General features: G+C 70.0%; 23 protein-coding genes and 1 pseudogene. 15 read left to right on the top strand and 9 right to left on the bottom strand.

From position 1 onward, the window contains the following. Positions 1-7 precede the first annotated feature (7 nt). Positions 8-934, bottom strand: coding sequence for an AraC family transcriptional regulator (locus KV106_RS12465; protein WP_261210577.1), 927 nt, complete (start codon positions 932-934; stop codon positions 8-10). 101 nt (positions 935-1,035) lie between these two features. Here KV106_RS12465 and KV106_RS12460 point away from each other — a divergent pair. Together KV106_RS12460 and KV106_RS12455 are read left to right on the top strand one after the other, a co-directional pair. Next, positions 1,036-1,789: pseudogene (locus KV106_RS12460) on the top strand (SDR family oxidoreductase). Between the two features lie 329 nt (positions 1,790-2,118). Further along, a complete protein-coding gene (locus KV106_RS12455; RefSeq protein ID WP_261210576.1) occupies positions 2,119-2,301 on the top strand; it encodes a hypothetical protein in 183 nt (60 codons plus the stop codon). A gap of 17 nt (positions 2,302-2,318) precedes the next feature. On the opposite strand, the gene KV106_RS12450 is transcribed toward KV106_RS12455, so the two are convergent. The 4 genes from KV106_RS12450 to KV106_RS12435 form a co-directional block, all read right to left on the bottom strand. Next, positions 2,319-3,968 (bottom strand): amidase family protein, encoded by a 1,650-nt coding sequence (locus KV106_RS12450; RefSeq protein ID WP_261210575.1) that lies wholly within the window; start codon positions 3,966-3,968, stop codon positions 2,319-2,321. Positions 3,969-4,027: 59 nt separating this feature from the next. Continuing rightward, positions 4,028-4,213, bottom strand: a complete 186-nt coding sequence (locus tag KV106_RS12445; RefSeq protein ID WP_261210574.1) for a hypothetical protein — start codon at positions 4,211-4,213, stop codon at positions 4,028-4,030. A gap of 35 nt (positions 4,214-4,248) precedes the next feature. Further along, positions 4,249-6,243, bottom strand: coding sequence for a M14 family zinc carboxypeptidase (locus KV106_RS12440; protein WP_261210573.1), 1,995 nt, complete (start codon positions 6,241-6,243; stop codon positions 4,249-4,251). Positions 6,244-6,532: 289 nt separating this feature from the next. Beyond that, positions 6,533-7,414, bottom strand: a complete 882-nt coding sequence (locus KV106_RS12435; protein WP_057591871.1) for a LysR family transcriptional regulator — start codon at positions 7,412-7,414, stop codon at positions 6,533-6,535. A gap of 200 nt (positions 7,415-7,614) precedes the next feature. Here KV106_RS12435 and KV106_RS12430 point away from each other — a divergent pair, with 200 nt between their 5' ends. From KV106_RS12430 to KV106_RS12400, 7 genes are all read left to right on the top strand, one after another. Then, positions 7,615-8,085 carry a DNA-binding protein gene (locus tag KV106_RS12430; protein ID WP_256222667.1) on the top strand — a complete coding sequence of 157 codons (471 nt, stop codon included), beginning with the start codon at positions 7,615-7,617 and terminating at the stop codon, positions 8,083-8,085. Further along, positions 8,078-8,479, top strand: coding sequence for a PPC domain-containing DNA-binding protein (locus tag KV106_RS12425; protein WP_057591869.1), 402 nt, complete (start codon positions 8,078-8,080; stop codon positions 8,477-8,479). The genes KV106_RS12430 and KV106_RS12425 overlap by 8 nt, the downstream gene beginning before the upstream one ends. A 22-nt stretch (positions 8,480-8,501) precedes the next feature. Then, the gene (locus KV106_RS12420) at positions 8,502-9,320 is read left to right on the top strand and encodes an SDR family NAD(P)-dependent oxidoreductase (protein WP_057591868.1); all 819 of its coding nucleotides are present in this window, start codon (positions 8,502-8,504) and stop codon (positions 9,318-9,320) included. 14 nt (positions 9,321-9,334) lie between these two features. Beyond that, positions 9,335-10,507, top strand: coding sequence for an acetyl-CoA acetyltransferase (locus KV106_RS12415; RefSeq protein ID WP_261210572.1), 1,173 nt, complete (start codon positions 9,335-9,337; stop codon positions 10,505-10,507). Further along, positions 10,504-12,093, top strand: coding sequence for an acyl-CoA synthetase (locus KV106_RS12410; protein ID WP_261210571.1), 1,590 nt, complete (start codon positions 10,504-10,506; stop codon positions 12,091-12,093). The genes KV106_RS12415 and KV106_RS12410 overlap by 4 nt, the downstream gene beginning before the upstream one ends. 69 nt (positions 12,094-12,162) lie before the next feature. Further along, complete coding sequence (locus tag KV106_RS12405; protein ID WP_261210570.1) at positions 12,163-13,176, top strand: TRAP transporter substrate-binding protein; 1,014 nt, start codon at positions 12,163-12,165, stop codon at positions 13,174-13,176. Further along, positions 13,173-15,056, top strand: coding sequence for a TRAP transporter large permease (locus KV106_RS12400; protein ID WP_261210569.1), 1,884 nt, complete (start codon positions 13,173-13,175; stop codon positions 15,054-15,056). The genes KV106_RS12405 and KV106_RS12400 overlap by 4 nt, the downstream gene beginning before the upstream one ends. Before the next feature lies 1 nt (position 15,057). Here KV106_RS12400 and KV106_RS12395 read toward each other — a convergent pair whose 3' ends face one another. After that, positions 15,058-15,915, bottom strand: a complete 858-nt coding sequence (locus tag KV106_RS12395; RefSeq protein WP_261210568.1) for a LysR family transcriptional regulator — start codon at positions 15,913-15,915, stop codon at positions 15,058-15,060. A gap of 88 nt (positions 15,916-16,003) precedes the next feature. Here KV106_RS12395 and KV106_RS12390 point away from each other — a divergent pair, with 88 nt between their 5' ends. The 3 genes from KV106_RS12390 to KV106_RS12380 all read left to right on the top strand — a co-directional run bounded on the left by KV106_RS12390 (position 16,004) and on the right by KV106_RS12380 (position 17,817). Continuing rightward, positions 16,004-16,381, top strand: a complete 378-nt coding sequence (locus tag KV106_RS12390) for a tautomerase family protein (RefSeq protein WP_057592652.1) — start codon at positions 16,004-16,006, stop codon at positions 16,379-16,381. A 35-nt stretch (positions 16,382-16,416) separates the two neighbouring features. Continuing rightward, positions 16,417-16,800, top strand: a complete 384-nt coding sequence (locus KV106_RS12385) for a MerR family transcriptional regulator (RefSeq protein ID WP_261210567.1) — start codon at positions 16,417-16,419, stop codon at positions 16,798-16,800. An 84-nt stretch (positions 16,801-16,884) separates the two neighbouring features. Beyond that, positions 16,885-17,817 carry an alpha/beta hydrolase gene (locus tag KV106_RS12380; RefSeq protein WP_261210566.1) on the top strand — a complete coding sequence of 311 codons (933 nt, stop codon included), beginning with the start codon at positions 16,885-16,887 and terminating at the stop codon, positions 17,815-17,817. Between the two features lie 5 nt (positions 17,818-17,822). On the opposite strand, the gene KV106_RS12375 is transcribed toward KV106_RS12380, so the two are convergent. Together KV106_RS12375 and KV106_RS12370 are read right to left on the bottom strand one after the other, a co-directional pair. After that, positions 17,823-18,227, bottom strand: a complete 405-nt coding sequence (locus tag KV106_RS12375) for a VOC family protein (RefSeq protein ID WP_261210565.1) — start codon at positions 18,225-18,227, stop codon at positions 17,823-17,825. 13 nt (positions 18,228-18,240) lie between these two features. Continuing rightward, the gene (locus KV106_RS12370; protein ID WP_261210564.1) at positions 18,241-18,993 is read right to left on the bottom strand and encodes an SDR family NAD(P)-dependent oxidoreductase; all 753 of its coding nucleotides are present in this window, start codon (positions 18,991-18,993) and stop codon (positions 18,241-18,243) included. Between the two features lie 147 nt (positions 18,994-19,140). Here KV106_RS12370 and KV106_RS12365 point away from each other — a divergent pair, with 147 nt between their 5' ends. Then, on the top strand, positions 19,141-20,022 hold the full coding sequence (locus tag KV106_RS12365; RefSeq protein WP_261210563.1) for an AraC family transcriptional regulator: 882 nt from the start codon (positions 19,141-19,143) through the stop codon (positions 20,020-20,022). A gap of 25 nt (positions 20,023-20,047) precedes the next feature. On the opposite strand, the gene KV106_RS12360 is transcribed toward KV106_RS12365, so the two are convergent. Further along, positions 20,048-20,851: an IclR family transcriptional regulator gene (locus KV106_RS12360; protein WP_261210562.1), complete on the bottom strand. Its 804-nt coding sequence runs from the start codon at positions 20,849-20,851 to the stop codon at positions 20,048-20,050. A gap of 198 nt (positions 20,852-21,049) precedes the next feature. On the opposite strand from KV106_RS12360, the gene KV106_RS12355 reads away from it, so the two are divergent. Together KV106_RS12355 and KV106_RS12350 are read left to right on the top strand one after the other, a co-directional pair. Beyond that, the gene (locus KV106_RS12355; protein WP_261210561.1) at positions 21,050-22,543 is read left to right on the top strand and encodes an alpha/beta hydrolase family protein; all 1,494 of its coding nucleotides are present in this window, start codon (positions 21,050-21,052) and stop codon (positions 22,541-22,543) included. A gap of 76 nt (positions 22,544-22,619) precedes the next feature. After that, positions 22,620-23,609 carry a tripartite tricarboxylate transporter substrate binding protein gene (locus tag KV106_RS12350; protein ID WP_261210560.1) on the top strand — a complete coding sequence of 330 codons (990 nt, stop codon included), beginning with the start codon at positions 22,620-22,622 and terminating at the stop codon, positions 23,607-23,609. Positions 23,610-23,621: the final 12 nt, after the last annotated feature.

Here is a 23,621-nt window from a genome sequence, read left to right as displayed (position 1 = left end):
GCCGTGCTCAGGCGCCGTCCGGCAGCTGCGCGAGGCCCGCGTGCTCGCGCGCATACCGCGTCGGCGGCAGCCCGACGTGCCGCGCGAAGGCGCTGCTGAAGGTGTTCGCGGCGTTGTAGCCCACGCGCTGTGCGATCTCGGCCACGCTGCCCGCGTTGCGCCGCAGCAGGTCCTTCGCGAGCGCCATGCGCCAGGCCAGCAGGTATTCCATCGGCGCCACGCCGACCGTGCGGCCAAAGCGCTCGAAGAAGGTCGAGCGCGAGAGCGCGGCCTCGTGCGCGAGTTCGGCCACCGTCCAGTCCTGCGCCGGGCGCTCGTGCATCGCGCGGATCGCGGCCGCGAGCCGCGGCTCGGCGAGGCCGCGCGCCAGTCCCGACGAGGCGTTGGTTCCGCCGGTGGAGCGCAGCGCCTCGATCAGCAGCAGTTCCAGCAGCCGCGCCAGCACGAGCTCGCGCGCGGGCCGCTGCTCGCGCGACTCCTCGCGCACGAACTGCACCAGCATCGCGAGCCGCTCCTCGCCGCGCACATGCACGAACTGCGGCAGCAGCGACACCAGCAGCGAGGCATCGGGCGAATCGAAGCTGCAGTGGCCCGCGAGCATGCGCAGGTCGATCGCACCCCGTGCGTCGCCGACCCTGAATTCGCCGTTGCCCAGCGGCACCGGCGGCGCGGTTTGCACGCCCGGCGGTGGCGGCTCGAGGCTGGAGAGCGCGATGTGCCGGGCGGCGGGCACCAGCACGAAGTCGCCCGATTGCAGCTCGAGCGCCTCGCCCCCGTCGACCGCGAGGCGGCAGCCGCCCTCGAGGATCACGCAGTAGAAGGGTTCGCCCGCATCGGAGCGCTCGATGCGCCAGGGGCTGGCGCCGAACACGCGCTTGGAGAAGCGCGCGCTCGGCCGCAGCAGCATGACCACTTCGGCCAGGGGATCCACCATGTTTGGACGATTCCTGATGAGACTCGGACTCGGGATCGTAGCAAGTCCGGACCCGGCGACCTATCGTCAGGCATCGATCACTCCCCTTCTCAAGGATCTCCATGACCCGGACCGTTCTCATCACCGGCTGCTCCTCGGGCTTCGGCCTCGAAACCGCGCGCTATTTCCTCGACCGCGACTGGCAGGTCGTCGCGACCATGCGCACCCCGCGCACCGATCTGCTGCCCGCATCGCCGCGCCTGCGCGTGCTCGCGCTCGACGTCACCGATCAACGAAGCATCGAGCGCGCCGTGGAAGAAGCCGGCCCCATCGACGTGCTCGTCAACAACGCGGGCTTCGGCGCGGCCTCGCCGGCCGAGCTCACGCCGCTGGCCACCGTGCGCCAGCTCTTCGAGACCAACACCTTCGGCACCCTCGCGACTGATGCAGACGGTCCTGCCCCAGTTCCGGCAGCGCCGCGCGGGCGTGGTGGTCAACGTCACCTCGAGCGTGACGCTGAAGGCGCTGCCGCTGATCGCGGCCTACCGCGCGAGCAAGATGGCCGTCAATGCCTTCACCGAGTCGATGGCGATCGAGCTCGAGCCGCTGGGCGTGCGGCTGCGGCTGGTGCTGCCGGGCCGCTCGCCCGAGACGCGCTTCGGCGACAACGCGCGGCCGAACATGGCGGGCTTCGATCACGAGGACTATGCGGAGCTCGCGCGGAAAGTCTTCGCGGAATTCCAGGACACGTCCGCCCCGACCACCCATGCGCTCGACGTCGCCGAGGCCGTGTGGCGCGCGGCCACCGATCCCGCGGCGCCGATGCGCATCCCGGCCGGCGCCGATGCCGTCGCATGGGCGGCCGAGGCGCGCTGAGCCATACCCGTTCGGCGCACAGGCCGATTCGCGAGGCATCGCGCAAGCGGCTGCTATCCTCGGCGCGCTCCATGCATCGTGCATCGTGCATCGAGACTCGCCGAGGACGACTTCGGCGCTGACGCACACCGAGGGACGGCCCTGCAACCTTGTCGAGGTGTTGCCATGGCCGAACTCCTTCGGGTCCTGCGGACCCTGCATCGAACGCTGCACGCGCAGCCGATGCCGCGCCCCCTCCTCTTTCGCTGCATCGCGGTCACGCCCGGCCTCGTGCGGCTCGGCTATCGCCTGCGGCCGACGCGGGCTTGCGCGCATCGGCGAGGTGCCCGGTGATCGGCGCCGGCGGCTGGATGGGGCTGGTGCTCGCGGCGGGCATCGGCTATGCCGCATGGGCGGCGAAACGCGATGGATGCGAGCAACGCGACGTCAAGGCGTTGCGTATCGGCAGCGGGCTCTGCCTGTTCGCGGCGGCGGTCGTCACCGCGCTGGAACTGCTGCTGGCGGCGAACTGAAGCAGTCCGGCCCGCGCTCACTTCGGCAGCAGGGTCTTCAGGAACTGCGGATCGCGCCGTGCCTTCGTGGCCTGTTCGAAGCCGTAGGCGATCGACAGCAGCTTCGGTTCGCTCCAGCGCGTGCCGACGAGATGGATCCAGGTCGGCATGCCGCGGCTGTCCATGCCGGCGGGCACCGAGATGGCGGGGTAGCCCGCCATGGCACCGCTGCGCCCCGGCGTGAGGATGGCATCCACGCCGTTGGCCTGCAGCACGCGGTCGATCTCGGCCGCGACGCGCGCCTTCTGCTCCCGCGCCTTCCGTTCGTAGGTGGCCTCGTCGGCCTTCAGCAACCGGACGGCTTCGTCGATCGATCGCTGCGGATAGGGATTGCCCCCGGGATCGAGGGGCGCGGTCTTGTTGAAGGCCTGGAGTTCCTCGATGGTCTTGACGGGAATGCCGCGCCGGGTGGCGAGGTAGGCATTCAGTTCACGGCCGAAGTAGTACGACAGCAGTGTCGTTTCCTCGGGCGCGGATTCGTCGGGCAGGTCCACCTCCACCACGATGGCGCCCGCATTTCGCATGGCATCGATGGCCTTGGGAAAGTCCGGGAACAGCATCGCGCCGATGCTCGAGAGGAAGACCGAGGGATAGCCGACGCGCCGGCCCTCGAGCCCGCCGGACCGCAGGAACTGCGTGTAGTCCACCGCGTGGGTCCGTGCATCGGCGGTGGCTGCATCCTTCGGATCGCTGGCCGCCATCGCCGAGAGCAGGATCGCCGCGTCGCGCACCGTGCGTGCCATGGGGACTGCCGTGTCCTGCGTGCTCGCGAGCGGAACGATGCCGGTCCTGCTGACCAGGCCGAGCGTGGGCCGGATCCCGACGATGCCGTTGGTCGCCGCCGGGCAAAGGATCGAGCCCTCGGTTTCGGTGGCGACCGCGAGGGGCGCGAAGCCCGCGGCCACCACCACGGCCGAGCCCGCGCTCGACCCGCAGGGGCTCTGGTCGAGCACATGGGGGTTCGCGGTCTGCCCGCCCCGCCCGCTCCAGCCGGCGTCCAGTGCGCTGTCGCGATAGCCGGCCCATTCGCTGAGGTTCGCCTTGCCCAGGATGACCGCGCCGGCATCGCGCAGCCGGCTGGCGACGAAGGCATCGCGGGTCGCGGGCTGTCCCACCATGGCCAGCGATCCCGCCGAGGTCTGCATCCGGTCGCCGGTGTCGATGTTGTCCTTGAGGAACAGCGGGATGCCGTGCAGCGGGCCGCGCGACTTGCCGCTCGCGCGCTCCGCGTCGCGCTGGTCGGCGATGGCCAGCGCATCGGGATTGAGTTCGATGACGGCGTTGAGGGTGGGCCCGCGCTTGTCGAGCATGTCGACGCGCTTCAGCAGGTAGGCCACCATGTCGCGCGAAGTGGCGCCCTGCGCCGCCTTCTCCGCGAGGCCCGCGATGTCGGCGTACTCGATGCCTTCGAGCGAGGGCGGGACCACGGCGGGGCCGACCGGAGCGAGGGGCACCGCGGGTTCGACGCCGGTGCCGTCGGTCGTTGCAGGCGGCGCCGCGGCGAACGGCGCGACCCTGGCGCCATCGCCATCGCCACCGCCGCATGCCCAGAGCACGAGGCCGCAGAGCAGCACGCAACCGATCCTCGCGGCCGACACGACGCGGCGCGGACGAACATCATTCTTCACTTTCACTCCTTGTGGATCGTGGGGAAACGAGGCGAGGGCCGTGGCATGTGGCCGCGACCTCAGGGCTTGCAGTTCGCATCGGTGCCCGGCGGGATCACCGGCGCGATGGTTCCGGTGCCGGGCCCGATGACTGCCGGCAGGATGCGGGTGCTGCCTCCATCGCCACCGCCGCAGGCGCTGAGCAAGAGGCAAGGAAGAAGCAGCGCGCACGCGCGCCGCGCAAGGATCGCGGATTGGATCGGCATGAGGACTCCCTGTGTCTGGAACGGAACGCCGGCCCTCAGGCCGCGGGCTGCCCGGGCGGGCAGGGTTGCGGCGCATCCTTGGCCCGCACCTCGAGGAAGATCGCGTCGGGCGGCCCGGCCCTGCCCTTCTGGTTGATGCCCTGCACGTAGAGCAGGTGCTTGCCCGGCATGAAGGCCGAGGTGTCGATCACGCCCGACACCTTGACCCTGGGCCCCGCGCCGAAGGCCGTGTCGGCGGTGGCGCGCAGCGGGATCGCCCGGGCCGCGCCGTCCCAGGGCAGCGTGTTGATGTAGGCGTTGGCGGCCTGGATGGGCTGCGGGTCGTGCCGGGTGACCGGCAGCCTGCTGTCGCCCTGGTTGTAGAGGTACCGGTCGTCGTCGATCGTCGCGGTCAGCGTGACCGACTCGCCCTGCCGCACCGTGGCCGCCGACAACTGGATGTCGGCGGCGTCCGGCCCCAGCGGAAGCTGGTAGGGCGCCTTCAGCGTGCGGGCCGCATAGCGCAGCGAGGCCACGTTCTTCGGGAAGGTGTTCTGCTCGAACTCCTCGCAGGGCTCGTAGAACGAGGTGCCGAGCTCGATCGTGAACGAAGGCGCGCCGAGCTCGCCATAGAAGGTGTCGGTGGTCGTGCCGTCGGTGTCGTAGTCGATGATCTGCGTGGCGGCGTAGCCGTTGTACCAGGCGAGGCGCTGGGCGAAGGCCGCCATGCCGTCGTCGTTCGCCGTCTTGGAGTCGCCGCGCAGCGACTCGCGCCGGATGCCCCATGGCCACAGCACCAGCTGCGAGAAGCTGTGGATGTCGATGTACAGGCCCTCGTAGTCGCCGGGCGCGCCGGTCGCGAAGTCGTTGGCCGCGGCCGTCCTTCGGTCGCGCAGCAGGCCGCCCGTGAAGTTGCCGTCCTGCTGGCGCGTGCCCGCGACGTACCTGACGATGGCGGCGGTCTCGGGCTCCGACGCGGCGGAGGTGCCGCGGAAGGTCGCATCGCAGGCATCGCCGCTGGATCCCGCGCCCTTGGTGCTGTTCCAGCCGAACGGGAAATTGCGGTTCAGGTCCACGCCCGATTCGATGGGGCCCATGAACTGGGACATGAAGGGGTCGTCGGGTGCCTTGCAATAGCCGTCCGCGAGATGGACGTTCTTGCGCCATCCCGAGCCGAAACCCTGCGGCACGGCCTGCTCCGCGAGCTTCCGGCCATCGGGATTCGCATGCAGGATGAAGTGGAACTCGTTGTGGTCGAGCAGCCAGGTGGCCGTGGGATCGATGCCATGGTTCTTCACGAGCCATTCGGTGAAGCGCGTGGAGATCTCGGCCGGCGTGTACTCGCGCGCATGGATCGACGAAGTGGTCACCATGCGCGGCACGGTCCTCTCCTGGATGCGATCCTGGTTGCCGATGACGACGGCGCGCAGCGGATTGCCTTTGCTGTCGGGCAGCAGGTCGAAGTCGATCAGGCTGACGACGCTCTGTGGCAGGTACTTGATCAGCACGTTGCGAAACGACAGCAGCTGCGTCTGCACCCAGGTCTGTCCCACGGGCGCGACACGGACCAGCTTCGGATAGCGCGCGGCCAGCGCGTCGATGTCGAGGTTGGCCTGCTCGACCGTGCGGTAGCAGGCGGCATTGCCGCCGAACGGCGGATCGCCGGGCTTGCCGAGCTTCAACAGTTGCTGCCGCTGGCGCTGGAAGCCGCGAATCCGCTCGGAGCCTTCCACGTCGATCTCGACCGCGTAGCCCATGCCGCGCAGCCGTTCGACACCGCGCGTGTCGAGTTCCGTCGCGATGGTGTTGCCGACCTTGTCGACCCGCATGTGATCGATCCAGCGCGACAGGCGCTGGATGTCCTCGCGCGACGCATAGGGCACGCGCACCGACCAGATGCGACCCTGCTCGAGCTGCGCTGGCGGTGCAGCCCCGGGGTCGACGGTGCCCTGCGCGATCGCGGGTGGCGCGAGCTGTGCGAGCACGATCAGCCCGCAGAGCGCGAGACGAAGACGCGGGCGCCGAGGCGCCGTATGAAGACCGGGTGTCATGTGGGTTGTCCTGTGCTGCATTCCATGAAGTCCACCGACCCGGCCCGATGTTCGGCAGGCCAGGTCGGCACCGTCGCGAAGGGCATCGGCAACTCGCGTCCACACGGGTCCTCGACGGGACCGTGTATTTGTGATGGATGGCGCATGGACGCGCGGGTGCGTTCCCTCCCTGTTCCGCACCCGAAGCAGGCTCACTGCGTGAGCAATGCCTGCTGGCGAAAAAGAATAAGGGCTCGAGCGTCCGAGCGAAACAGCCGCTCGTCCTTATTCTTTCGAGAAAGTCGGCGCGTCAGTCGCGCAGCCGCGGCAGCAGCGCGAGAAAGGCCTTGAGCAGCGGCGACTCGTCCGACTTGCGCCAGACCACCAGCGTGTCGACATGCGTCTTCTCGCCCTTGAGCGGACGGAACACCACGCCCTCGCGATGCAGCGCCTTCACGCAGGCCGGCACCAGCGCGACGCCCACGCCGCCCGAGACCAGGCTCACGATGGTGTTCATCTGGCGCGCCGGAAACATGCGCGGGCTGAAGCCGCGCCGCATGCAGGTGGCGACGATGGCGTCGAACATCTGCGGCCCGATGTGGCGCTCGAAGCCCAGGAAGCGTTCGCTCGCGAAGCGCTCGAGCGCCACGCTGCCGGGCCGCGCGAGCGCATGCGTCTCGGGCAGCGCGAGGATCAGCGTGTCCTTCTGCACCAGTCGCGAGTCCAGCGTCGGCGGCATCTCGGCCGGCTGCAGGATCAGGCCGATGTCGAGCCGGCCCGACTGCACGTCGGCCAGGATCTGCTCGGTGATGCCCTCGCGCAGCGCGATGCTCGCGTTGGGATGGTTCTCGTTGAAGTCGCGCAGCACCTGCGGCAGGAAGGTGTAAGCCGGCAGGCTGATGAAGCCGACCGCGATCGAGCCCTTGAGGCCGGCCGCCGCGTCCTTCGCATGGCGGCGCAGGCTCTCCATGCCGCCGAGCACGGCGCGCGCGTCGCGCAGGGCCTCCTCGCCCGCGCGCGTGATCGCGATGCGGCGCGAGCTGCGCTCGAACAGCGCGACGCCCAGTTCCTCCTCCAGCTCCTTGATCGCGAGGCTCACCGGCGGTTGCGAGAGATTGAGGCGCTCGGCGGCGCGGCCGAAGTGGAGTTCCTCGGCGACGGCGACCAAGCAGCGCAGGTGGCGGAGTTCCATCGATCTGAATCCTGTATTGATCGATCTGAATTGTAGATTTGTTGCTATGGATCAGCGCTCCTAGACTCCGCGGCCATGCGCCGGCCCTACCCCCTGCCGCGCAGTCAGGAGACAAAGTGAACAAGCAGTCGACGACGGCCCTGCCACGAGCAAGGACCGTGGTCCACCCTGGGCCCAGCGGCCCCGTGAGGATCAACCACATGCGTGCCGACCATGGTCGGCACTTCCGGCTTTCGCTGCCCGCGGGCCGCACCCTGCACGAGGGCCTGGTCGAGGCCCTGGCGCGCGAGGCGGTGCACAGCGCCTCGATGACGCTGCTCGGCGGCGACCTCGAGAGCCTGAGCTTCTGCATGGCCCTGCCCGACCCCTCGGGCCGCGTGCTCGCCACCTACGGCGCGCCGGTGCCGCTGCGCGGCGCGCGGCTGATCTTCGGCAATGCCACGCTGGGCCGCTCGGCGTCGAACGCGCCGCTGGTCCATTGCCATGGCGCCTTCTGCGAGGCGGACGGCGCGGTGCGCGGCGGCCACATCCTCTGCGACCGCAGCGTGGTCGGCCGCGTGCCGGTCACGGTGCTCGTGACCGCGCTCGACAGCTTCGAGCTGCGCGTGGCCTACGACGAGGAAACGCGCATGCCGCTGATGCGCCCCGAGGCGAGGGCCGGTCATGTCTGAAGTCCACCGGATCGAACGCGGCCGCATGGGCCGCGTGGCCTACGCACGCATCGGACCCAACGAAGACCTGATGCAGGGCGTCGAGAAGCTCTGCGTGGCCCAGGGCTTTCGCCATGCCTTCGTGCGCGGCGCGCTCGGCAGCCTGATCGACGCCTGCCTCGAGCGCCCCGACGGCGCCTGCCAGGTGATCCGCGGCCCGGCCATCGAGGTCGTGAGCCTGGCCGGCGAAGTGCGCCGGCAGCCCGACGGCAGCCTGCGCTCGGCCCTCACCGGCGTGGTCGCCGACACCGAGGGCCGGGTCTACGGCGGGCCCTTCGTGGCCGGCGCCAACACCGTGTGCGTCACCTTCGAGGTCACGCTCGAAGAGTGGCTGCCCGCCGACGACGACAACTGATTTCGACAACTGCAGGACTCCCATGACAGACACCTCCTCCTCCCGGCGCGTCGCCGTCGTCACCGGCGGCGCGCGCGGCATCGGCCTCGCGATCGGCCAATGGTTCCTCGCGCACGGCCACCAGGTCGCGCTGCTCGACAACGACCGCGCCACGCTGGAAGCGACGGGCCGCACGCTCGCCCAGCCCGATCGCGTGCTGACCGTGAACTGCGACGTGTCCGATCCCGCGCAGGTCGATGCGGCCGCGCATGCCGTGGTCGCGCGCTTCGGCCGCGTCGATGCGCTGGTCAACAACGCGGGCGTGGCGGTGTTCAAGCGCGTGGCCGAGACCAGCTTCGCCGACTGGCGCACGGTGCTCGGCACCAACCTCGATGGCGCGTTCCTCTGCACCCAGGCCTTCGGCGCACTGATGGTGCAGGCCGGTGGCGGCGCGGTGGTGAACGTGGCCTCGATCTCCGGCCTGCGCGCAAGCACGCTGCGCGTGGCCTACGGCACCAGCAAGGCGGCGCTGATCCACCTGACCAAGCAGTACGCGGTCGAGCTCGGCAATGCCGGCGTGCGCGTGAACGTGATCGCGCCGGGCCCGGTCGAGACCGAGATGGCCAAGCTGGTCCACAGCGTGGCGATCCGCTCCGACTACTACGACGCGATCCCGCTCGGTCGCTACGGCAGCGTGGAGGAGATGGCGAACACGGTGGGCTTCCTGTGCAGCGACGCCGCCAGCTTCATCAACGGCCAGGTGATCGCGGTCGATGGCGGCTTCGACGCCGCGGGCGTCGGCCTGCCGACCCTGCGCCGCGGACTGCCGTCCGAGCGCGCCGCCGAAGCCGCGCACGCCTGAAGGAGCCGCACGCCATGAACCACGACAACGCCTTCATCACCGGCTGGGGCCACACGGTTTTCGGCAAGCTCGACGCGGTCGACAGCGAACAGCTGATCCGCGATGCGGTGGATCCCGCACTGCACACGGCCGGGCTCGAGGCCGCCGACATCGACGGTGTCTTCGTCGGCCACTTCAACGGCGGCTTCATGCCGCAGGACTTCAGCGCCTCGCTGGTCGCGCTCGCGGTGCCGGCGTTGCGCCATGTACCGGCCGTGCGCATGGAGAACGCCTGCGCCACCGGCTCGGCCGCGATCTGGGCCGCGCTCGACGCGGTACAGAGCGGCCGCGTGCGCCACGCGCTGGTGGTGGGCTTCGAGATCATGAACGCCGTGCCCGCCCCGGTGGTCGCGCGGACGCTGCTGCGCTGCTCCTACGTGAAGGAGGAAGGCGACACGCCCGCGGGCTTCGCGGGGGTGTTCGGCCGCATCGCGGGCAGCTACTTCGAGCGCTTCGGCGACCAGGGCGATGCGCTCGCGGCCATCGCGGCCAAGAACCACGCCAACGGCATGCACAACCCCTTCGCCCACATGCGGCGCGACCTGGGCTTCGATTTCTGTCGCCAGGTGTCGGAGCGCAATCCGGTGGTCGCGGGTCCGTTGAAGCGCTCCGATTGCTCGCTGGTCTCCGACGGCGCCGCGGCGCTGGTGATCTCGGCCGCGCCGACGGCATCGGCCCGCGTGCCGGCCGTGCGCTGGCGCTCGCGCACGCAGGTCAACGAATACCTGCCGCTGTCGCGCCGCGATCCCACGCGCTTCGAGGGCGCGGCGCTTGCATGGAGCCGCGGGCTCGAGGCGGCCGGACTCGCGCTGGACGACCTCGGCTTCGTCGAGACGCACGACTGCTTCACCGTCGCCGAACTGCTCGAGTACGAGGCCATGGGCCTGGCGCCGCACGGCCAGGGTGCGCGCGCGATCCTCGACGGCGTGACGCGCAAGGACGGCCGGCTTCCGGTCAATCCCTCGGGCGGCCTCAAGTCGCGCGGCCATCCGATCGGCGCGACCGGCGTGTCGCAGCACGTGATGGCGGCGATGCAGCTCACCGGCCTGGCGGGCGACATGCAGGTGGCCACGGGCCGGCCCGGCGCCGTCTTCAACATGGGTGGCGCGGCGGTCGCCAACTACCTCAGCGTGCTGGAGGCGGTGTGAGCGCGGCACAGGCGGCGAACCTCTCGGTGCTGTTGTCGCAGACCGCGGCGCTGTTTTCCGACCGGCCGGGCCTGATCCTCGAGGACCGGACCTGGACCTGGCGCGAGATCGACGCACGCGTCGACGCGCTGGTCGATGCGCTGCGCGCGCTCTGCATGCAGCCTGGCGACAAGCTGCTCGTGCAGTCCCGCAACAACATCGCGCTGTTCGAGAGCTGCTGGGCCGCGTTCCGCCTGGGCGCGGTCTGGGTGCCGGTGAATGCGCGTCTGACTCCGCCCGAGGTGGCCTACCTCGGCAGCGCGAGCCGCGCCGCGGTGATGCTCGCCGAGGACTGCTTCGGCGCGCACGTGGAGGCCGTGCGCGCGGCCTCGGCGCACCTGCGCCATGTGGTGACGATCGGCGTGCCGCCGCAGGGTGCGTTGGGTTACGAGGCGCTGCTCGCGGCGCACGCGGGCGCGCCCAATGCCACGGCACCGGTCGACGACTGCACGCCGCTGTGGTACTTCTACACCTCAGGCACCACCGGCAAGCCCAAGGCCGCGGTGCTGACCCACGGGCAACTGGCCTTCGTGGTCACGAACCACCTCGCCGACCTGATCCCCGGCACCACCGAGCGCGACTGCTCGATCGCCGTCGCGCCGCTGTCGCACGGCGCGGGCATCCATGCGCTGCTCAACGTCGCGCGCGGCGCAGCGACCGTGCTGCCGGCCTCGGACCGGTTCGATCCGCCCGCCATCTGGGCGCTGGTCGAGCGGCACCGGGTCAGCAACCTCTTCACCGTGCCCACCATCGTCAAGATGCTGGTGGAAGACCCGTCGGTCGATGCCTTCGACCACGGCTCGTTGCGCTACCTGGTCTATGCCGGCGCGCCCATGTACCGCGCCGACCAGAAGCGCGCGCTGCGCAAGCTGGGCCCGGTGCTCGTGCAGTATTTCGGCCTCGGCGAGGTCACGGGCTGCATCACGGTGCTGCCGCCCTCGATGCATTCGGCCGACGATGCCGATCCCGATGCGAACCTCGGCTCCTGCGGCCGGCCGCGCACCGGCATGGAGGTCGCGATCCTCGATGCGCAGATGCAGCGCCTGCCGGCCGGTGCCGTCGGCGAGATCTGCTGCCGCGGCCCCGCCGTGTTCGCGGGCTACTTCGACAACCCCGAGGCCACGGCCAAGGCGCTGCGCGGCGGCTGGTTCCACACCGGCGACCTCGGGCGCATGGACGAGCGCGGGCTGCTCTACATCACGGGCCGCGAGTCCGACATGTACATCTCGGGCGGCTCGAACGTCTATCCGCGCGAGGTCGAGGAGATCCTGCTGACCCATCCGGCGGTGCGCGAGGCCGCGGTGCTGGGCTGGCCCGACGCCAAGTGGGGCGAGGTCGGCGTGGCCGTGCTGGTGTGCGAACGCGACGACATCGACGCCGAGGAGATCCTGCGCCACCTCGACGGCCGCTGCGCCAGGTACCGCTGGCCGCGCCACGTGCTGTTCTGGCCCGCGCTGCCCAAGTCGGGCTACGGCAAGGTCGCGAAGAACGACATCCGCCGGCTGCTGGCCGAGCGCGCGGAGATCGCGGAGGTCGCCATCGCCTGAAGTCCCATCCCCCTCCCCCACAGCGTTCGACAGATCCCGAGAAAACCCACACAACAGGAGACAAGCGCCATGAACATACAACGCCGCACCGTGCTGCGCACCGCCGCCGCCGCATCCACGCTGGCCCTGCCGCTGCGCCACGCCTTCGCGCAGAAGAAGCCCTACAGCTACAAGTACGCGAACAACCTGCCGGTCACGCACCCGATGAACATCCGGGCCAAGGAGATGGCCGACGCGATCCGTGCCGAGACCCAGGGCCAGGTCGACATCCAGATCTTTCCGAACAACCAGCTCGGCTCGGACACCGACATGCTGAGCCAGCTGCGCTCGGGCGGGGTCGAGTTCTTCACGCTGTCGGGCCTGATCCTCGCCACCCTGGTGCCCGCGGCCTCCATCAGCGGCGTGGGCTTCGCGTTCCCCGACTACGCCAGCGTCTGGAAGGCGATGGACGGCGAGCTCGGCGCCCACATCCGCCAGCAGATCGCCAAGGCCAACATCCTCGCGATGGACCGCATCTGGGACAACGGCTTCCGCCAGATCACTTCCTCGAGCAAACCCATCGCGGCGCCGGCCGACCTCAAGGGCTTCAAGGTGCGCGTGCCGGTCTCGCCGCTGTGGACCTCGATGTTCAAGGCGCTCGAGGCCGCGCCGACCTCGATCAACTTCGCCGAGGTGTATTCGGCGCTGCAGACGAAGATCGTCGACGGCCAGGAGAACCCGCTCGCGATCATCTCGACCGCCAAGCTCTACGAGGTGCAGAAGTACTGTTCGATGAGCAACCACATGTGGGACGGCTTCTGGTTCCTCGCCAACAAGCGCGCCTGGGATCGCCTGCCGCCCGAGCTGCAGGCCATCGTGGCGCGGCACGTCAACGCCGCCGCGATGAAGGAGCGCGCCGACGTGGCCGAGCTCAATACCGGGCTGCAGAAGGAACTGGCCGCCAAGGGCATGCAGATCAACCAGCCCGACCCGGCCGCCTTCCGCGACCAGCTGCGCAAGGCCGGCTTCTATGCCGAGTGGAAGGCCAAGTACGGCGACGAGGCCTGGGCGCTGCTCGAGCGCAGCGTGGGCAAGCTGGCATGAGCGCCGCGCTGGGGCATGGCCACGGGGCCGCGCTGGCTTTCGATGCGGCGGGGTCGAACCCGCTCGCGGCGCGCATCGAGCAGGCGCTCGGCGCCGCGGTGAGCGTCGCGGCGGGCGCGCTGGTGCTGGCCGACGTGGCGGTGCTGCTCGCGGGCGTGGTCGCGCGCTTCGTGCTGCACCAGCCGCTGATCTGGTCGGACGAGCTGGCCTCGATGCTCTTCATCTGGCTGGCGATGCTGGGCGCGGTGGTCGCGCTGCGGCGCGGCGAGCACATGCGCATGACGGCGCTGGTCTCGGGCCTCGCGCCCGAACGCCGGCAGCTGGCCGAGGCGCTCGCGCTGTGCGCGGCCCTCGCCTTCCTCGCGATGATCGCGTGGCCGGCCTGGGAATACGCCGCGGAGGAACGCTTCATCACCACGCCCGCGCTCGACATCTCGAACGCCTGGCGCGCCGCCGCCCTGCCCGCGGGCGTGGCGCTGATGGCGCTGTTCGCGGTGCTGCGGCTGTTCCGCGACTTCGACTGGAAGACCACCACCAAGGCCGTCTGCGTGGTGGCGATCGTGGTCGCGGCCTTCGGCTTCGGGCGCGCCGTGTTCGAGGATCTGGGCCGGCTCAACCTGCTGGTCTTCTTCGTCGGCGTGGTGCTGGCCTGCGTGCTCGGCGGCATCCCGATCGCCTTCGCCTTCGGCCTCGGCACCTTCGGCTACCTCGCGCTGACCACCGACACCGCGCTGCCCGTGATCGTCGGGCGCATGGACGAGGGCATGTCGCACCTGATCCTGCTCGCGGTGCCGCTGTTCGTCTTCCTCGGCCTGCTGATCGAGATGACCGGCATGGCCAAGGCGATGGTGGCCTTCCTCGCGAGCCTGCTCGGCCACGTGAAGGGCGGGCTCTCGTACGTGCTGGTGGGCGCGATGTACCTGGTGTCTGGCATCTCGGGATCGAAGGCGGCCGACATGGCGGCGGTCGCACCGGCGCTGTTTCCCGAGATGCAGAAGCGCGGCGCCAGCGACGGCGAACTGGTCGCGCTGCTGGCGGCCACGGGCGCGCAGACCGAGACCGTGCCGCCGAGCCTGGTGCTGATCACCATCGGCTCGGTCACCGGCGTGTCGATCGCGGCGCTGTTCACCGGCGGGCTGCTGCCGGCCGTGATCCTCGGCCTGATGCTGTGCGTGGTGGTGCACTTCCGCAGCCGCCACGAGGACCTGAGCCGGGTCGAGCGCTCGCCCTGGTCCCAGGTGCTGCGGCTCGCGCTGGTGGCGCTGCCCGCGCTCGCCCTGCCCTTCGTGATCCGCGCCGCCGTGGTGGAAGGCGTGGCCACCGCCACCGAGGTCTCGACCCTCGGCATCGTCTACGCGGTGGTGGCCGGGATCGCGATCTACCGGCAGTTCGACTGGCGCCGGCTCGGGCCGATGCTGGTGGCCACCGCCTCGCTGTCGGGCGCGATCCTGCTGATCATCGGCACCGCCACCGCGATGGCCTGGGGCCTCACGCAGTCGGGCTTCTCGCGCTGGCTCGCCGAGCTGATGGCGAACCTGCCGGGCGGCGCCGGGATGTTCCTGGCCGTGTCGCTGGTGATCTTCGTGATCCTGGGCTCGGTGCTCGAGGGCATCCCGGCGATCGTGCTGTTCGGCCCGCTGCTGTTTCCCATCGCGCGCCAGCTCGGCATCCACGAGGTGCACTACGCGATGGTGGTGGTGCTGTCGATGGGCCTGGGCCTGTTCGCGCCGCCGCTCGGCGTGGGCTACTACGCGGCCTGCGCGATCGGGCGCGTGCAGCCCGATGCGGGGATCGGGCCGATCGTGGGGTACATGCTGGCGCTGCTCGCGGGGACGATCGTGGTGGCGGCAGTTCCGTGGCTGTCGATCGGCTTCCTCTGAACTAGCTTCGCACCACGCTGCGAAAGGCCACCGACAGCGCCTCGAGCGCCGCGCGCGGCCGCCCTTCGCCCACGCGCGTGTGCAGCAGCACCGGCAGGCGCGGCAACTCGGGCAGCCCGAGCCGCGCGCCCACCTCGACCGCGCCGAAGGGCAGCATGCGCGGCGCCAGCGCGGCCACGCCGAGGCCGGCCATGACCGCGGCCGCGACGGCGGCGACGCCACCGCCGACGAAGACCTCGGTCCAGGGCATGCGCGCCTCGTCGAGCAGTCGCGCGGCCAGCGCGCGCACGCCGCAGGGCTCGGCCATGGTGGCCAGCGGCAGCGGCTCGCCCGCGCGGTGCTGCCAGGTCGGCGCCGCGAACCAGCCGAACCGTTCTTCGGCCAGCAGCTCGCCGTCGTTGCGGCCCGCATGCAGGCGCACGATCACGGTGTCGAGTTCGCGCCGGTCGAAGCTCTGCAGCAGCTCGCCCGAGGAGCCGATGCGGATCTCGATCAGCAGCTGCGGGTCCTGCGCGTTCATGCGCGCGATCAGCGCGGGCAGCTCGGGGCCCGCCACGTGGTCGCTGATGCCGATGGTGAGCCGCTGGCGCGCCTGGGCGAAGGCGCCGAGCGCGCGGTCGTGCACCGCCAGCAGCTCGCGCGCATGTTCGAGAAAGGCCGCGCCCTTGGCCGACAGCTCCACGTGCCGCGGTGTGCGCTCCACCAGCCGGCAGCCGAGCCGCTCCTCGAGCCGCTTGAGCTTGAGGCTGATGCCGGCCTGCGTGGTCTGCAGCGCCTCGGCCGCGAGCGTGAAGCTGCCGAGCTCGACGATGCGGATGAAGGCCAGGACGGCATCGAGATCGAGAGGGCGTGCAATCATTTCAAAAAATTGTCGTTGATATATTTATCCATAGCAATTTCGTATGACTAGCATCGTCCGACATCACCACCCCTTTGAAGGAATCACGATGCCCATCAGCCATGTCTTCCTGCGTGCCGGCAAGCCCGAGGCCTATCGAACGGCGATCCTCGACGGCCTCGGCCGCGCGCTCAGCGACGCGCTCGGCGTGTCCGAGGACAACCGCTTCATGACGCTCAGCGAGCACGAGCCCGCGAACTTCCGCCACGGCAATGCCTACGGCGTGACGCGCAGCGACGACGTGGTCTACATCCGGATCACGGTGTTCGACAGCCGCAGCGCCGCGCAGAAGCAGGCGCTGTTCCGGCGGCTCGCGGAACTGCTGGCCGAAAGCCCCGGCCTGCGCGGCGAAGACCTGTTCGTGAACATCGTCGACTCGCCGAAGGAGAATTGGTCGGTGGGCCATGGCCTCGCGCAGTTCGCCTGAGGCCCGGCCGAAGAGATTCACGATGGAGACATCCCATGCTCGATATTGCAGAGGTCGCGCAGCGCGCAGGCCTGGCGCCTTCGGCGCTGCGCTTCTATGAACGGCGCGGACTGATCGAATCCGCGGGCCGCACCGGCCTGCGGCGCGCCTACCGGCCCGAGGTGGTCGCGTGGCTGGCGCTGATCCACTGCGCGAAGTCGGCCGGCTTCTCGCTCGCGCAGATCGGGCGTTTCCTCGCGTCCACGCCCAAGGACGTCGAGCTGCGTCGCAGCATGGCCAAGCGCGCCACCGAGCTCGACCACGAGATCGAGCGGCTGCAGACCATGCGCGACAGCCTGAAGCACGCGGCCGTGTGCACGCATGCCTCGCTGGTCGAATGCCCGAAGTTCAAGGCCAACTTCCGCGAGCTGGTGCGTTAGCAAGAAAACTTCGAAGAAGCGCTTGACTTGAACCGAAGTTCAAGTCGTAGATTGGCTGTCCCCTTCACCACCGGAAGACAGGACATGCCGCTTCATCCCCAGGCCCAGGCGCATCTGGATCGCCTCGCCGCCACCCGCTTCTCCGACATGCACACGCTCGCGCCCGACGCGATCCGGCAGGGCAAGCGCCGCATGCTCGCGGCGCTGCCGCCCGGCGCGCCGGTGGCCTCGGTCGCCGACCGTCGCATCGACACCGCGGTGGGGCCGCTCGACGTGCGCATCTACCACCCGTCGCCGCAGCAGGTGCTGCCGGTCATCGTGTTCTTCCACGGCGGCGGCTTCGTGCTCGGCGACCTCGACACGCACGACGGCCTCGCGCGCGCGCTCGCCGTGGCGACGCAGGCGGTCGTGGTCTCGGTGGCCTATCCGCTGGCGCCCGAGCACAAGTTCCCGGCCGGTGTCGACGCGGCCTTCGCGGCCACCGCCTGGGTGGCCGAGCATGCGGCGCAGCTCGGTGCCGACGGGCATCGGCTCGCGGTCGCGGGCGACAGCGCCGGCGGCAACCTCGCGGCGGTGGTCGCGCTGAAGGCGCGCGATGCCGCGGGACCGCGGATCGCGCACCAGCTGCTGATCTATCCCGATGTCGATTTCCGCCGCATCAACACCTCGATCCAGGCCTATGCGGGGCAGTACGGCAACATCGGCCGCGAGATGCAGCACTGGTTCATGGATCACTACCTCGGCGACGCGGCACTGAAGACCCATGCGCTGGTCTCGCCGCTGCTGGCCGGGGACCTGCGCGGACTGCCACCGGCCCATATCGTCACGGCCGAGTTCGATGCGCTGCGCGACGAGGGCGAAGCCTATGGCGAGCGGCTGCGCGAGGCCGGCGTGCCGGTCAACGTGAAGCGCTACGACGGCATGATCCACGAGTTCATGCGCTGGCCCTTCGACGCCACGCGCGAGGCGCTGGCCGATGCCGCGCGGGCACTGCGGTCCACGCTGTTCGCTGCATAGCGGCCTCAGCGCGGCGGGTGCTGCCAGCTCTTGTGGACGAACTCGAGGCTGTGGCCGTCGGGGTCGAACACGTTGGCCGCGTAGTAGCGCGGGTCGTAGTGCAGGCGGGCCCCGGGTGCGCCGTTGTCGCGGGCGCCGGCGGCCATGGCCGCGGCATGGGCCGCGTCGACTTCGGCATGGCTCGCGGCGACGAAGCCCACATGCACCGCCTCGCCGTTCACCGGGCCCTGCCGCAGCCAGAAGAACACGCGACCCCGGGCGCCGAAGCCCTTCAGGTCGGGATGGCCGGGCGGGCCGTCCTTGCCCGCGTAGTCATGCTGGTGAGCGATGCCCAGCGGTGCGAGCGCGGCGGCATAGAAGTCGATGGAGCGTCGCAGGTCGCTGACGGACAGGAAGATGTGGTCGAGCATGGGCGGCGCCGTATCAGATGTTGTAGCCGCCGGCCACCTCGATGGTCTGCGCGTTGATCCAGGCATTGTCGGCGGACAGCAGTCCCGCGATCACGCGGCCGACGTCGTCGGGCGCGCCGATGCGGCCGAGCGCGGTCTGCGCGGCGAGCAGGGTCTCGAACTCGGGGCTCTGGTCGAGGGCCTGGCTGGTCATGTCGGTTCGGATGGCGCCCGGCGACACGGCATTGGCACGGATGCCGCGCGCGCCGAACTCCTTGGCCATGTAGCGCGTGAGCACCTCCAGCCCGCCCTTGAAGGCCGCATAGGGCGCGACGCCCGGTGTCGCGACACGCGTGGTCGCGCTCGTGAGGTTGACGATGTGGCCGCCATCGGCCATCAGCGGCAGCAACGCCTGGGTCAGGAAGAACGGGCCCTTGAGATGCACGTCGAGCAGACCGTCGAACTCGGCCTCGCTGACCGAGGCGATGGGATTGAAGAGGCCATAGCCCGCGTTGTTGACCAGTGCATCGAAGCTGTTGCGCTGCCATGTCGCCTCGAGCGTTGCCGCAACCCGGTCGCGAAAGCCGGCGAACGACGCGACCTTGCCCACGTCGAGCGCGAGGGCCGCGGCCTTGCCGCCCTCGGCTTCGATCGTGCGCACGAGCGCCTCGGCACCGGCCGCGTGGCTGTTGTAGGTGAGGATCACGCCCATGCCGCGTTTGGCGGCCTGCAGGGCCGTGCTGGCGCCGAGGCCGCGGCTCGCGCCGGTGATGATGACGATGTTCATGCGTGCTTTCGTTGAATCGGTGATGCATCGACGATAGGGGGCGGCACGCATCGCGGCCTGCCCATTCCTGCCTCGGGCCTGCCCAAAACTGCCGCGCCGGCACTCGGGCACTTGCGGCGCACGGAGCGGTGCGATCTGATGCAGGCCATGGAAGAACAACTGACGGAACTCCGCGACCTGGCCGCCCATGCGCGCAACCGCCTCACGGAGACCGGCATTCCGCGCGTGGCCATGGTGCAGGGGAAGATCCCCGAGCACGAGCTCAACGCGGTCTACGACCCGATGGTCAACCTGGTGCTGCAGGGCGGCAAGTCGATGACCGTGGGCGAGCGCACGCTGGACTACGGCCCGGCCACCTATTTCGTGATGTCCATCGAGCTGCCCGCGGCCGGCACGGTGCGGCCCGCGCCGGGCGGCGAGCCCTATCTCGCGGTGGCCCTGAGCCTGCAGCCGGCGGTGATCGCGGCGCTGATCGCCGACCTGCCGCCGATCGCGCTCGCGCAGAAGCCCGAGGCCGGCTTCTCGGTGGCCGCCGTCACGCCGGACCTGATGGATGCCTGGGTGCGCATGCTGCGGCTGATGCGGCGGCCCGCCGACATCCCGGCGCTGGCCCCGGTCTACGAGCGCGAGATCCTCTATCGCGTGCTGCAGGGACCGCAGGGCGCGATGCTGCGCGGCATCGCCATGCCCGACAGCGCCCTCTCGCGCGTGAGCCGCGCGATCCAGCGGATCCGGCGCGACTTCGCGCTGCCGCTGCGCGTCGAGGCGCTGGCGCGGCAGGCCTCGATGAGCGCGTCGGCCTTCCATCGGCATTTCAAGGTCGCGACCTCGCTGAGCCCGGTGCAGTACCAGAAGCGCATACGACTGCTGCAGGCGCGCACGCTGCTGGTGGCGCATGGCCGGAGCGTGAGCTCGGCTGCCTTCGAGGTCGGCTACGAGAGCGCCACGCAGTTCAGCCGCGAATATGCGCGCGCCTTCGGACTGCCGCCGGGGCGCGACGCGGAACGGATACTGGCCGGGCACGCCTGAGCGCGCACCGCGGGCTCACACCTTGTCAGTGGTCGTCCGCGCGCACGAAGGACTCGAGCACCTTGACCATGCGCGCGAGCTGCGGGCCGATGTCCTGCTCGAGCAGCTCCCGGCCGAAGCGGCTGGCCGAGCCGCCGACGTTGAAGGTCACGACGTTGCCGTCGGCCTGCCGAATGGCCGCGCCCACGCCGCTGATGTCGCTCTCCCAGCCGCGCACGACCATCGTGAAGCCGCGTTCGCGCCAGTGCGCGAGCGAGGTCTCGATGGCCTGCTGCGTCTGCGGCCAGCGCTCGCGGTCGGCCAGGCGGATCTCGCCCAGCAGCCGCTCGCGCTCCTTCGCATCGAGCGCGCAGAGGTAGGCATGGCCCATCGCCGAGCGCGCCACGGGCAGCCGTGAGCCGATGTCCAGGCCCAGCGACAGCGGCGCGCTCGAGCGGCAGTTCTCCACGTAGAGCATCGACAGCCCGTTGCGGATGCCGAGCGACACCGAGGCGTCGTAGCGGTCGGCCAGGTCCTGCATGTAGGGCCGCGCGATGCGCCGCAGCTTGAGGTTCGACACCATCGTGATGCCCAGCGCGACCAGGCTGTCGCCATGCGCGTACTTGCCGGTCTCGCGCGAGTGGCGCAGGTAGCCCGCCACGACGAGGGTGTAGGCAAGCCGCGCGACGGTGGGCTTGGGCAGGCCGGTGCGACGTGCGATCTCGGTGCTGGTGAGCCATTTCTCGTCGGGACCCCAGGCGGCCAGGATGTCCAGGCCGCGCGCCAGCGCGGTCACGAAGCGCGGACTGTCGGAGCCCTCCTCGAAGTCGATCTGCTTGGTGCGGCCCATGTTGACGTTGTAAATTTAATTTCGTTGGACGGAATTATATTTTCAGCGCTTGGAAACGGTTCATGGAATTCCCTATACGAGAGAAGCGAGAGCGGAAAGATACTCGCCGTCGTTCGAAAGAACATTCCATAAATTTAATTCCGCTGAACGAAATTAAAGGATTCACGCGGAACTCATCCAACACGCAGGAGACATCTCGTGAAGTTCCATCGCCATCCGGGCCGCCGCGCCACCGTTCTCTCGCTCATCGCCGCCGCGACGCTGGCCGCATGCGGCGGCGGTGGCGGCGATTCGTCGGGCGCCAGCGCCGCGGCGCTGGCCGCCGCCATCGCTGCGCAACAGGCCGGTGCAGGCGGCGCGGGCGCCGGCAATCCCCCGGCACCGCCGCCCCCGGCGGCGCCCCAGCCCGAGGAAACGCGCGCGCAGGACAGCCGCCAGTTCACGGTCGACGAGACCAAGCTGCCGTTCGCCGCACTCTCGGGCGCGCCCGACACCGACCGCTGGTGGGGCGTGCTCGAGGGCGCCGGCTACCGCGTGGAAGTGCCGAAGAACTGGAACGGCATGCTCGTGATGTACGCGCACGGCTACGGCGGCACGGGCCCGGTGGTGAGCGTCAGCGATCCCACCATCCGCGCGCACCTGATCGCCCAGGGCTACGCCTGGGCCGCGTCGAGCTACACCAAGAACTACTACGACGTGCGCGCCGGCGTCGAGGACACCAACGCGCTCGCGCTGGCCTTCCAGCGCATCGCCTCGCAGAACGGCCGCACGCTCGATGCACCGCGCAAGACCTACATCGTCGGCCAGTCGCTCGGCGGCCACGTGGCCGCGGCCGCGGTCGACGCCGAGGCGCTGGAGACGGCCAACCACAAGGTGCGCTATGCCGGCGCGGTGCCGATGTGCGGCGTGCTCGGCGACATCGAGCTCTACAACTACTTCGGCGCCTCGCAGATCGCGGCGCAGCAGCTGGCCGGCCTGCCCGTCACCGGTTGGCCCGTGAGCAACTGGAACGACCTGCTGCCCGTGGTGCGCAACGCGCTGTTCACGCGCTTCCCGAGCGCGACGACCGCGCAGGGCGAGAAGTACAAGGCCATCGTCAAGAACCTCACGGGCGGCGAGCGCCCGATGTTCGATGCCGGCTTCGCGGGCAGCATGAACGCCACCGTGTGGGGCACCTTCGGCCGCGACGGCACCATCAACGGCATCCTCAACCGCGACGGCTACGACACCACCAGCATCGTCTACCAGCTCGACAACGACCCGGCGCAGAACGCCGAGGAGATCACCTTCAACCAGGGCGCCTACCGGCTGCATGCCGACCCCGAGGCCAACCGGCTGCGGCGCGACGGCCTGCGCTGGTTTCCCAAGTCCAATGCGCGCATCGACGTGCCGGTGGTCACCATCCACACGCTGGGCGACGTCTACGTGCCGTTCAGCATGGAGCAGATCTACAAGCGCCGCGCCGATGCGCTGGGCACCTCGAAGTGGCTCGTGCAGCGCGCGATCCGCGGCATCAGCCACTGCGACTTCACGACCGAGGAGCAGACCCAGGCCTTCGACGCGATGACGAACTGGGAGCAGAACGGCGTGAAGCCGGCCGGCGACGAGGTGCTCGACGCCGCGACCGTGGCGCGCGCCGACTACGGCTGCAAGTTCTCCTCGGCCAGCCGCGGCGGTTGCCCCGCGCCCTGACGGCGCCGGCGCGGCCCGTCCCTTTCGCGGGGCGGCCGCGCCGCCCTTCCCGTTTTCTTCGTTCGCACGTCCTGCCATGAAACAACCCACCCTCACCCGCCGTGCGCTGCACGCCCTGCTGCTGGCCGCCGGCCTCGCCGCCGCTCCCGCCTTCGCGCAGTCCGATGCCTTTCCGGTGCGGCCGATCCGCGTGCTGATCGGCTTCACCGCCGGCGGCTCGACCGACGTGCCCTTCCGCGTGCTGGCCGAGAACGCTTCGAAGATCCTCGGCCAGCCGGTGATCATCGAGAACAAGCCCGGCGCCGGCGGCGTGCTGCCCGCGCAGACCATGCAGGCCACCGCGCCCGACGGCTACACGCTCGCGCAGGTGCCGCTGCCGGTGTTCCGGCTGCCCTACACCACCAAGCTCAACTGGGACCCGGCCAACGACCTGAGCTACGTGATCGGCCTCGCCGGCTATTCCTTCGGCCTGGTGGTGCCCGCCGATTCGCCGATCAAGTCGATGCGCGAGTACCTCGCCTATGCCAAGGCCAACCCGGGCCGCCTGAGCTACGGCACGCCGGGCGCGCTCACCACGCTGCACCTGACGATGGAAGCGATCGCGATCCAGGCCGGCGTGGAGTTCAATCACGTGCCCTACAAGGGCAACTCCGAATCGCTGCAGGCGGTGCTCGGCGGCCACGTGATGTCGGTGGCCGACACGCCGGGCTGGGGCCCGTACGTCGACCAGGGCAAGCTGCGGCTGCTGTCGACCTGGGGCGAGACTCGCTCGAAGAAATACCCGAACGCGCCCACGCTCAAGGAGTCGGGTATCGACATGGTGCAGGCCTCGCCCTTCGGCCTGGTGCTGCCCAAGGGCGCGAACCCGAAGGTGGTCGCGATCCTGCACGACGCCTTCAAGAAGGCGATGGAGATGCCCAACTACCAGGAGTCGCTCGCCAAGTTCGACATGGAGACCTTCTACATGGACAGCGCGGCCTACAAGCAGTACGCGGTGCGCACCATGAAGACCGAGAAGGCCGTGATCGACAAGCTGGGCCTGGGCACGGCGGCCGCCGCGAAATAGGCGACCGCCCGC

This window comes from Variovorax endophyticus (assembly GCF_025376855.1).
In the GTDB taxonomy this organism is placed as follows: domain Bacteria; phylum Pseudomonadota; class Gammaproteobacteria; order Burkholderiales; family Burkholderiaceae_C; genus Variovorax.
This window is presented reverse-complemented; position numbering and strand designations above follow the sequence as displayed.